We start from the raw sequence: 9,553 nt of genomic DNA, 5'->3' as shown, positions 1-9,553 counted from the left end.
GCCGTGGTCTACGCCGGCACCGATGGCAGCCTGACCGTACAAATGGTCCGCCCGCCCGATGAAGCCCGCAAAGCGAAGAACAGCCAGAACCGCGGCGCAGACCCGTTCACCTTCGGCTCGCCAACCGGCGGGGCACCTGCGGAGTGAGTTATCCCGTCTGCCTGGGCGACGCCATCAGCAGTGGTGGCCGAGTGGTGTCCTGCCAACTGGCAGGCACCCACACCCTCAACGGCAAGCCTCCGGCCGTGCTGGGCGACAAAGCCACCTGCCCGCTTCATTCAGGAGAGTTCGCCTTTATCGAAGGCCACCCCACCCGAAAACTGAACGGCATACCGGTGGTCCTGCACGGCCACCGACTGGCGTGCGGCTGTCAGGGTGTGGCCAGCCACGCCATGAATGTGCGAGTGGTTTAGGATATTTCGTGATCAGGTCATGCAGCGCAAGTACAGGAAACGACATGGAACTGCCCCCTCAATTGGAACAAGGAAGAAACATGTACACGCGTTTTTGTCAGGCCGTCGTAGGGATGCATTTAGTCGCCGGGATGGTTCTATTAGCGGGCTGTGCGCAAGAGTCAGTGTCCCCGTGTGACGAGTTGATTGGTGACTACGCCACAAAGCCCAAGAATCAGCCAAGGATTCGTATCGAGAAAAGCGGCGAGAAGTTCTTGTTCACGCATAGCGAATCGGGTGCACAGGTCTGTGAGCCGCTCACCCCCTTACCCAACGCCGAAATAGTGGAAATGTTTGAAGGCAAGATAGTCCTGCCTCGCTGCATTCTCACCGCTGATGGTATGAAGATAATGAAGCTCCCCACTGGCAGCGGCGTTAATCCCACACAGGATCCCGATCGGAAACTTTCGCAGTATCCCGAGCCGACCCCATTCCTCATGGGCATATCTGCGGGAATAGCGGCTGTACTGGGTCTTTACCCGGTGCCTCATCAAGAAAAACTCAAAGATATCAACGAGGAAGATGAGGACGACGACGGTTACATTTACAGTAAATAACCTACTTTTTGTGCCGGAGAGCTGAAAGGCATGTTCGTATCAACAGACGGTAAAGCGCCCGGGCATCGCTGAAGGCAGACAATCATCAACCATGGAAAGAGCCTTTTCCTGAACCTGCAACTAAAAAAGCCCCGACTCTCACGAGCCAGGGCTTTTTCATACCGCACTCACAACTATTCCTGAACCACCCGCACAATCCGTTGCGGCAATGGAATCTCGATGCCTGCGTCCTTCAGGCGGTCGCGCGCTTCGATGTTGAACATCGACGTCACGTCGCCCATGTCGCCACTGCTGGTCCAGACACGCAGGGACAAGGTAATCGAGTTCTCCCCCAGCGCTGCCACCACGGCCTGGGGGGCCGGGTCCTTGAGTACGCGTGGGTCGTCTGCCATGTCCAGCAGGACCTGCAATGCTTTCCTCAAATCCGCATCGTGGCTGACGCCGATGTCGAAGGTGATCTTGCGGGTCGGTTGACGGTTGGTGTTGGTGATGATGCCGTTGGACAGGTTGCCGTTGGGAATGATCACCGTACGGTTGTCGCCGGTGCGCAGTACAGTGTGGAAGATCTGAATGTTGTCGACGGTTCCCGACACACCTTGGGCTTCAATCCAGTCACCGATACGGAACGGACGGAACAACAGAATCAGTACGCCACCGGCGAAGTTCGCCAGGCTGCCTTGCAGGGCCAGACCGATCGCCAGACCGGCCGCACCGATCGCCGCCACGAACGAGGTGGTTTCCACGCCGATCATCGACGCGACGCTGACCACCAGCAGGATTTTCAGAATGATGTTGGCCAGGTTGCTGACGAAGCCCTGCAAGGCCAGATCGGCGTGTCGCAAGGCCAGCAAGGCGCCGAGTTTGCCGGTCAGCCGGTTGATCAGCCACCAGCCTACGCACAATGTAACGACTGCCAGCAGCAAGCGGCTGCCGTACTCCATGATCATCGGAATCCAGGCCTGCGACGCTTGCCACAGATGACCGACTTCTGCGTTTAAATCCATCGTTATCTCCTTACTCGTCACGAACTGCGATCAAAACCACGGCAGCCTGCCGTCATTTCAATGCTCAGGGCGATTCGGACTGGCCGGGGAACGCAGGGTTCCCTGGCTTTCAATGCAACGATCAGTCGCGGAAGTTGTTGAATTGCAACGGCATGCCCGAATCGTAGGCACGCAACGCTGCGATGGCTTCTTGCAGGTCGTCGCGCTTCTTGCCGGTCACCCGCACCTGCTCGCCCTGAATGGCGGCCTGGACCTTGAGTTTGGCTTCCTTGATGTGAGCGACGATTTTCTTCGCCAGCTCCTTGTCGATGCCTTCACGCAGGATGACTTCCTGCTTCATCAATTTGCCGGAAGCATAAGCGTCCTTGATCTCGAGGCACTTCGCGTCGATCTTGCGTTTGACCAGCGCCAGCTTGAGGATTTCGATCATGGCCTCCAGCTGGAAGTCTGCTTCTGCAGTCAGCGTGACGGTCAGTTCCTTGAACTCGAACGTGCCTTTGCCTTTGAGGTCATAGCGACGGTCCAGCTCTTTGATAGCGTTGTCGACGGCATTCGTGACTTCGTGTTTATCCAATTCGGACACTACGTCGAACGAGGGCATGTATGTTCTCCAGATAAACGGCGTGCGCACAATTCGGGCACGCATGACTTGACGGTGTGAAAGAACGCTCATTATAACGAGACTTTTCCAGCGTTCACTGTGAGCCTTCCATGCACATCCTTGTTTTCACCTTCTGCAGACCGCTTCAGCGCCATAACGTGCCGCTGTGATGGCGGTGACATGGCATGTTCTCGGTGCAGGCAGCCTGGGCAGTCTCTGGGCGACGCGACTGGCACGCGCGAATCTGCCGGTGCGGTTGATCCTTCGCAACGCTGATCGGCTGGCCGCCTATCAAGCCAATGGCAGCTGCGTGACGCTGGTCGAGAACGATATTGCCCATGCGTACCCGGTCGAAGCGCAGACCGCCGACCATCGACAACCCATCGAACGACTGCTGGTGGCCTGCAAGGCTTACGAGGCCGAGCAGGCTGTCGCTCAGTTGGCTCCGCGATTGACGGCGCAGGCCGACGTCATCCTGTTGCAGAACGGCCTGGGCAGCCAGGACGCAGTGGCTGCGCAAATCCCCCACGCGCGCTGCCTGTTTGCCTCCAGCACCGAAGGCGCGTTTCTGGAATCGGACTGGCACGTCAGGTTCGCTGGCCATGGTTTCAACTGGCTGGGGGATGCATCCAACCCGACAGCCCCCGCGCTTCTGCAGGACTTGCACGACAGTGGCATTCCCCACCAATGGACGCCGGACATCCTGACCCGCCTGTGGCGCAAGCTGGCCCTCAACTGCGCGATCAACCCGCTGACGGTGCTGCATGACTGCCGTAATGGTGGCCTGCTCGAGCACGCCTGCGAGGTCGCCACGCTGTGCGCCGAGCTGACCGAGCTGCTGGGCCGCTGCGGCCAGCCAGCGGCCGCGCAGGAGCTGCATGCCGAAGTGCTGCGGGTCATCCAGGCGACCGCCTCCAACTATTCATCCATGTATCAGGATGTGCTTCACGGACGACGCACCGAAATCAGCTACCTGCTGGGTTATGCGTGCGCAGCCGCAGCGCGTCATGGCAGCCCCGCACCGCACCTGCAGCATTTGCAGACGCGTCTGACAGCCCATCTGGCAAGCAAGGGTTTGCGTACCGACTAGCCCGCGCTACCCTGCTCGCATCACCCGTCACTGCGACTTGCCCAATGCCCTTGCGCCAACGCCTGGAAAACCTGCCAGTCGGCCAGAAACTGCTGGCCGCCCTGCTGGTCCTGATGACCACCGTACTGCTGGTCGCCAACCTGACCTTCATCAGCGCGGCCTATTACATCTCTCAGGAGGCGATGGCTCCGCAGGCCCTGCAGACCATTGGCCGGCTGATTAGCAGCGCCAACCTCAACGAACGGGCCTTGTACTCGCCTGATGAGGCGCGCGCGCTGCTCAAGGAACTGAGAAGCTACGGGCCGTTACGTGCCGCAGCCCTGTATGACAACAACGGCGAGCGGCTTGAGCAGATGCATCAGGGCGAAAGCCTTGAGCTGCCCAGACACTTCAAAGACATGGACAACTGGCGCCTGACCGAATTTCGCAGTACGCAGGTCATTACCGTACCGAAGGGCGACGAGCCGCCAGGGCATCTGTTGCTGGTTGCCAGCAGCGAGCTGCCCCCAGCGTTCTACACCGGCACGCTGACCGCCAGCCTGGGCATTCTGGTGTTCAGCGTGTTGCTGTGGCTGGTGGTGGCACGGCAGATTCGGCGCCTGATTACTGAACCTATTTATCAGCTTGAAGAACTGTCCCGGCAGGTGACCCGCGAAGAGAACTACGCACTCCGCGCAGAACCCGGTAACGAGGATGAAATCGGCAGCCTGGCCGAGGCGTTCAACACCATGCTGTCGCGTATCGAAGCGCGTGAACAGCAACTCAAGCGCGCGCGGGACGACTCGCAGGAAGCCTACGATCAGGCCCAAGGGCTGGCCGAGGAGACACGCCACACCAACCGCAAGCTGGAGCTGGAAGTCCAGGTGCGCAGCAAGATCGAGAAGAAGCTCACCGGCTTCCAGAACTACCTCAACAGCATCATCGACTCGATGCCGTCGGCGATGATCGCGCTGGATGAACAGCTGTACGTCACCCAGTGGAATCAGGAGGCGACGGCATTGTCCGGGACGACTCTGGACGAAGCGCTGAACCAGCCGATCTTCCTGGCCTTCGAGCCGATGCGCTCGTTTCTGCCGCAGATCAAGCACACCGTCGAGCGCCACAGCGTGACCAAGATCGAGCGCGTGACCTGGATCAAGAATGACGAGTCCCGCCACTACGCGCTGACGTTCTACCCATTGACCGGTGATGCCGGGCGCGGCGTGGTGATCCGGATCGATGACATCACCCAGCGCATATCGCTGGAAGAAATGATGGTGCAGTCGGAAAAAATGTTGTCCGTCGGCGGTCTGGCAGCAGGCATGGCGCATGAGATCAACAACCCGCTGGGCGCCATTCTGCACAACGTGCAGAACATCCGCCGGCGGCTGTCCCCGGAGCTGCCGAAGAACATCGAGCAGGCCGAGGCCGACGGCGTCGATCTGGCACAGGTCAACCATTACCTGGAAAGCCGCGAAGTGCCCAAACTGCTCGACGGCATCCAGCAGGCCGGTGCCAGGGCCGCAAAAATCGTCAGCCACATGCTCAATTTCAGCCGCCTGAGCAGTCGTCAGTTATCACCCTGCGACTTGCCGGCCTTGATCGATCAGGCCGTGGAGATCGCCAGTAACGACTTCGATCTGACCATCGGTTTCGACTTCAAGGGCCAGCACATCATCCGTCAGTTCGACCCCGAACTGGGTCCGGTGCCGTGCATTGCCAACGAGCTGGAGCAGGTGCTGCTGAACCTGCTGAAGAATGCCGCGCAGGCCATTCACCAGCGGCCGGAGAGCGAAGAGCCCGGGCGCATCACCCTGCGCACGCGCCTCAATCCGCCGTGGGCCGAGATCCAGGTCGAGGACAACGGCATCGGCATGTCGGAGAACATCCGCAAGCGTACGTTCGAGCCGTTTTTCACCACCAAGGAAATCGGCCAGGGCACCGGACTGGGCTTGTCGGTGTCCTACTTCATTGTCACCAACAACCACAAAGGCCAGATGGAGGTACATTCCTCTCTCGGCACAGGCACCTGCTTTACGCTGCGTCTACCGCTGGTGGCCAACCAGGTGAGCGTTCAGCAGCAGGTCATTTCAAAATCCTGATCAGGAATCGCATCAATGGGCTTTCGTTTGTCGAAGATTTACACGCGCACTGGCGATGCCGGTGAAACCGGTCTGGGCGATGGCCGTCGGGTCTCCAAGGATCATCCGCGCGTCGAGGCCATCGGTGAGGTCGATACGCTCAACAGCCAGCTGGGGCTATTGCTGGCAGGGTTGATCGATGAAGCTCAGCGCGTCCCGGCCCTCAAGGAAGTGATCGAAGTACTTGCACCGTGTCAGCACCGTCTGTTCGATCTGGGCGGCGAACTGGCCATGCCGACCTACAAGGCGCTGAACGAAGCCGAGGTCGAGCGACTGGAGGCCGCCATCGATGTCTGGAATGACGAACTGGGGCCACTGGAGAATTTCATTTTGCCAGGCGGTTCATCGCTGATCGCCCAAGCGCACATCTGCCGCAGCCTGGCGCGCAGTGCAGAACGTCGCTGTCAGCATCTGAATGCTGTCGAGCCGCTGGAAGGCGCAGGACTGGCGTATATCAACAGGCTGTCGGACCTGCTGTTCGTCGCTGCTCGATTGATCGCCAGAAGACAGGGCATTGCCGAGATCCTTTGGCAGCCCGCGCCCAAGCAGGTTTGACGGGCATATCCATTACACGGAGCTCACACACGCCAGCGGCCTGGCGTTATGTATAGGCCTTGTGGGAGTGAGCGAGGCGGGCTCACGAAGACATCGGTCCAGACGCCCCATTTTCAGGGGTTTTACTGGCCTCTTCGCGAGCAAGCTCACTCCCACGGCCTGCGGCCAGAATCAAGAGCAGACTTGTGTATAACGTCAGGTACTCTGCGTGGGCATGCCGTTCTGGGAGCTCTGCGTCCTCTGCTGAGCGTCAGACGATCTCGTCAGGCCAGAACGCGCGAATCCCGGCAACGCCCTGTGCGCCGCTTTCCCAGGCCTGTTGACGCTCGGCAGGGCCTACGCCACCCAACAGAAAGACCGGCTTATTGAAGCCTGCAATCAGTTGCGTTGCCTGCGGCCAGCCCAGTGGCTGCGCATCCGGGTGGGTCAGGGTTGGCTGAACAGGCGACAGGGTGACGAAATCCACGCCCATCTGCTCTGCCAAAGCCAGCTCTTCGGCGTTATGGCATGACGCCGCCAGCCAACGGTTCTCAGGGAACGGACGCCCGCGACTGGCGTACTTGCGCAGTTGCTCCGCCGTCAGGTGCCAACCGGCGGACGGAAAGTCGCCCAGCCACTCCAGAGGCCCTTTGAGCATGAGCTGCGCCTTGCCGGCACACAGGCCCGCCGCATCCACGGCCAGGTCACGGTACTTCGGGTCGTAACCACCCGGCGCACGCAACTGGACCAGTTTGATGCCGCCTTCGATGGCTTTCTGCATACCGCGCAACAGCTCGATATTGTCCAGCCCCTCAGGGGTGATCAGGTACTCGCCGGGCAAACGTGCCGCCGCGACGATAGGCTGATTGGCGGCCGGAAAGTCATAATTGGCCAGCTCACGCGGGCTGGCCCAGACCAGCGGCTGCCCTTCTGCACCATGCGCCAGGCCAGTGAAGGCCGAGACTTCCCAGACGTCCAGCAGCACCTGCTTGTCCGGATAGTCGTGACAAACCTTGATCAGCGGACGTGCCGCCGTCACCAGGATGCCCAGCTCTTCCTGCAGTTCACGTGCGAGCGCGTCCTGGACGGTCTCGCCCTCCTCGACCTTGCCGCCAGGAAACTCCCAGAGGCCGCCTTGATGCTGAGTGTCGGCACGTCGGGCAATCAATACGCTGCCGTCAGCGTCACGAATGACGGCGGCGGCCACATGAACTCGTTTCACGATCAGAACTCCTCCAGACCGGCCTGCTGCCAGCGTTTGAAAGCAGGCCACTGGTAAATGGTTTCGATGTACTTCAGCGCTTCTTCAGGCAACTCGACACGGTAGCTGCGCAGGCGAATGGCTACCGGGGCAAAGAACGCGTCGGCAATGCTTGGCTTGCCGAACAGAAACGGACCACTTTCGGCCGACGCAGTGCGGCATTCGGCCCACAGTTCGACGATACGGTCGATGTCGTTCTGGGTATCGACCGGGATTACTTCCAGTGCCTGATCCTGGCGCAGGTCCATCGGCATGTTCGAACGCAGACTGACAAAACCGCTGTGCATCTGCGCGCACGCAGAACGTGCCTGAGCACGCGCGGCGATGTCACTCGGCCACAGGCCAGCGTCCGGAAAACGTTCGACCAGGTATTCGCAAATGGCCAGCGAATCGATGATCGTGCCGTGCTCGCACTGCAACGCAGGGACCTTGCCGGTGGGTGAATACTTGAGAATGTTCGCACGGGTGTCAGGCTGGTTCAGGCGGATGACCTGATCGGTGAACGAAGCACCGGTCATTTCCAGCACCAGCCAGGGACGCAGCGACCAGGAGGAGTAGCGTTTGTCGCCGATAATCAGGTGCAGGCTCATGGTTCAGCTCCATTGAGCCCGGCGCGAAGACAGGATGCCGGCGCGCCGGGCATTGAATCAGGTGCGATATTCCGCGTTGATCTTCACGTACTCGTGAGAAAGATCGGTGGTCCAGATCGTTTCGCTGCAATTGCCGCGGCCCAGCTCGATACGGATGGTGATTTCTTCTTCGGCCATCACCGCCGAGCCCTGCTCTTCGGTGTAGGTCGTGGCGCGGCAGCCCTGGCTGGCGATGCACACGCCACTCAGGAATACGTCGATCTTGCTCACGTCCAGATCCGGCACACCGGCACGGCCGACAGCCGCCAGAATACGTCCCCAGTTCGGGTCGGAGGCGAACAGCGCGGTCTTGATCAGTGGCGAGTGGGCCACGGCATAACCGACGTCCAGGCACTCCTGATGATTGCCGCCACCGTTGACTTCAACGGTCACGAACTTGGTCGCACCTTCACCGTCACGCACGATGGCCTGAGCGACTTCCATGCACACATCGAACACGGCTTTCTTCAACGCTTCGAATAGCGGGCCTTTGGCCTCGGTGATTTCCGGCAGGTCAGCCTGACCGGTGGCGATCAGCATGCAGCAATCGTTGGTCGAGGTGTCGCCATCGATGGTGATGCGGTTGAACGACTTGTTGGCGCCGTCACGAATCAGGTCCTGAAGCACGCTCTGCGCCACTTTGGCATCGGTGGCGATGTAACCGAGCATGGTCGCCATGTTCGGTCGAATCATGCCTGCGCCCTTGCTGATGCCGGTCACAGTGACGGTCACGCCGTCATGGCTGAACTGACGGCTGGCGCCCTTGGGCAGGGTGTCGGTGGTCATGATCCCGGTCGCCGCAGCGGCCCAGTTATCCACAGACAGATCATCCAGCGCAGCCTGCAGAGCGCCTTCGATCTTTTCCACTGGCAGCGGCTCGCCGATCACGCCCGTCGAGTACGGCAGCACCGCAGAAGCATCGACGCCAGTCAGTTGCGCCAGTGTCTCGCAGGTACGCCGCGCCGCCACAAGACCTGGTTCGCCTGTGCCCGCATTGGCATTACCGGTGTTGGTCAGCAAATAACGCACGGTGCCCTGAACACGCTGTTTGGCCAGAATGACCGGCGCTGCGCAGAACGCATTCAAGGTGAATACACCGGCAACGCTGGAGCCTTCGGCACAGCGCATGACCACGACATCCTTGCGCCCCGGGCGTTTGATGCCGGCAGAAGAAATGCCAAGTTCAAAACCGGGAACCGGGTGCAACGCAGGCAAAGGACCAAGACCAACAGCCATCGGGGTGCTCCTCATGGAGTGTGGCGCCGTCCGCATCGGTACGGCGATCAATGAAAAAACGCCGCGACG

11 protein-coding genes are annotated in these 9,553 nt (G+C 60.2%); 6 read left to right on the top strand and 5 right to left on the bottom strand.

Features of this window, described 5'->3' with window-relative positions:
* From BT119_RS17455 to BT119_RS17445, 3 genes are all read left to right on the top strand, one after another.
* The coding region (locus BT119_RS17455; protein ID WP_139271366.1) for a DUF2875 family protein at window positions 1-147 on the top strand (147 nt) is incomplete at its 5' end.
* Window positions 144-413 (top strand): PAAR domain-containing protein, encoded by a 270-nt coding sequence (locus tag BT119_RS17450; protein WP_072366447.1) that lies wholly within the window; start codon window positions 144-146, stop codon window positions 411-413. The genes BT119_RS17455 and BT119_RS17450, both read left to right, overlap by 4 nt.
* An 80-nt stretch (window positions 414-493) precedes the next feature.
* A complete protein-coding gene (locus BT119_RS17445; RefSeq protein WP_072366463.1) occupies window positions 494-1,009 on the top strand; it encodes a hypothetical protein in 516 nt (171 codons plus the stop codon).
* 173 nt (window positions 1,010-1,182) lie between these two features.
* Here BT119_RS17445 and BT119_RS17440 read toward each other — a convergent pair whose 3' ends face one another.
* The gene (locus tag BT119_RS17440) at window positions 1,183-2,013 is read right to left on the bottom strand and encodes a mechanosensitive ion channel family protein (RefSeq protein ID WP_072366445.1); all 831 of its coding nucleotides are present in this window, start codon (window positions 2,011-2,013) and stop codon (window positions 1,183-1,185) included.
* Between the two features lie 121 nt (window positions 2,014-2,134).
* On the bottom strand, window positions 2,135-2,614 hold the full coding sequence (locus BT119_RS17435) for a YajQ family cyclic di-GMP-binding protein (RefSeq protein ID WP_003304827.1): 480 nt from the start codon (window positions 2,612-2,614) through the stop codon (window positions 2,135-2,137).
* 169 nt (window positions 2,615-2,783) lie between these two features.
* On the opposite strand from BT119_RS17435, the gene BT119_RS17430 reads away from it, so the two are divergent.
* From BT119_RS17430 to BT119_RS17420, 3 genes are read left to right on the top strand one after another with little or no spacing between them, the layout of a single operon-like run.
* Window positions 2,784-3,704, top strand: a complete 921-nt coding sequence (locus BT119_RS17430) for a putative 2-dehydropantoate 2-reductase (RefSeq protein ID WP_072366443.1) — start codon at window positions 2,784-2,786, stop codon at window positions 3,702-3,704.
* 44 nt (window positions 3,705-3,748) lie between these two features.
* Window positions 3,749-5,785 (top strand): sensor histidine kinase, encoded by a 2,037-nt coding sequence (locus tag BT119_RS17425; protein WP_003363997.1) that lies wholly within the window; start codon window positions 3,749-3,751, stop codon window positions 5,783-5,785.
* Window positions 5,786-5,800: 15 nt separating this feature from the next.
* Entirely contained in the window at window positions 5,801-6,379 is a 579-nt protein-coding gene (locus BT119_RS17420; RefSeq protein WP_072366441.1) for a cob(I)yrinic acid a,c-diamide adenosyltransferase, read from the top strand.
* Window positions 6,380-6,629: 250 nt separating this feature from the next.
* On the opposite strand, the gene BT119_RS17415 is transcribed toward BT119_RS17420, so the two are convergent.
* The 3 genes from BT119_RS17415 to argJ are packed head-to-tail and all read right to left on the bottom strand — an operon-like array spanning window position 6,630 to window position 9,484.
* Window positions 6,630-7,580, bottom strand: a complete 951-nt coding sequence (locus BT119_RS17415) for a Nudix family hydrolase (protein WP_072366439.1) — start codon at window positions 7,578-7,580, stop codon at window positions 6,630-6,632.
* 2 nt (window positions 7,581-7,582) lie between these two features.
* Window positions 7,583-8,209, bottom strand: a complete 627-nt coding sequence (locus tag BT119_RS17410) for a glutathione S-transferase family protein (RefSeq protein ID WP_072366437.1) — start codon at window positions 8,207-8,209, stop codon at window positions 7,583-7,585.
* A 57-nt stretch (window positions 8,210-8,266) separates the two neighbouring features.
* On the bottom strand, window positions 8,267-9,484 hold the full coding sequence (argJ, locus tag BT119_RS17405; RefSeq protein WP_054082051.1) for a bifunctional glutamate N-acetyltransferase/amino-acid acetyltransferase ArgJ: 1,218 nt from the start codon (window positions 9,482-9,484) through the stop codon (window positions 8,267-8,269).
* Window positions 9,485-9,553: the final 69 nt, after the last annotated feature.

It is taken from the genome of Pseudomonas sp. NFACC10-1, assembly GCF_900119195.1.
GTDB lineage: Bacteria > Pseudomonadota > Gammaproteobacteria > Pseudomonadales > Pseudomonadaceae > Aquipseudomonas > Aquipseudomonas cerasi.
Note: the sequence above shows the minus strand (reverse complement) of the source record. Positions and strands in the feature narration are given on the sequence as shown.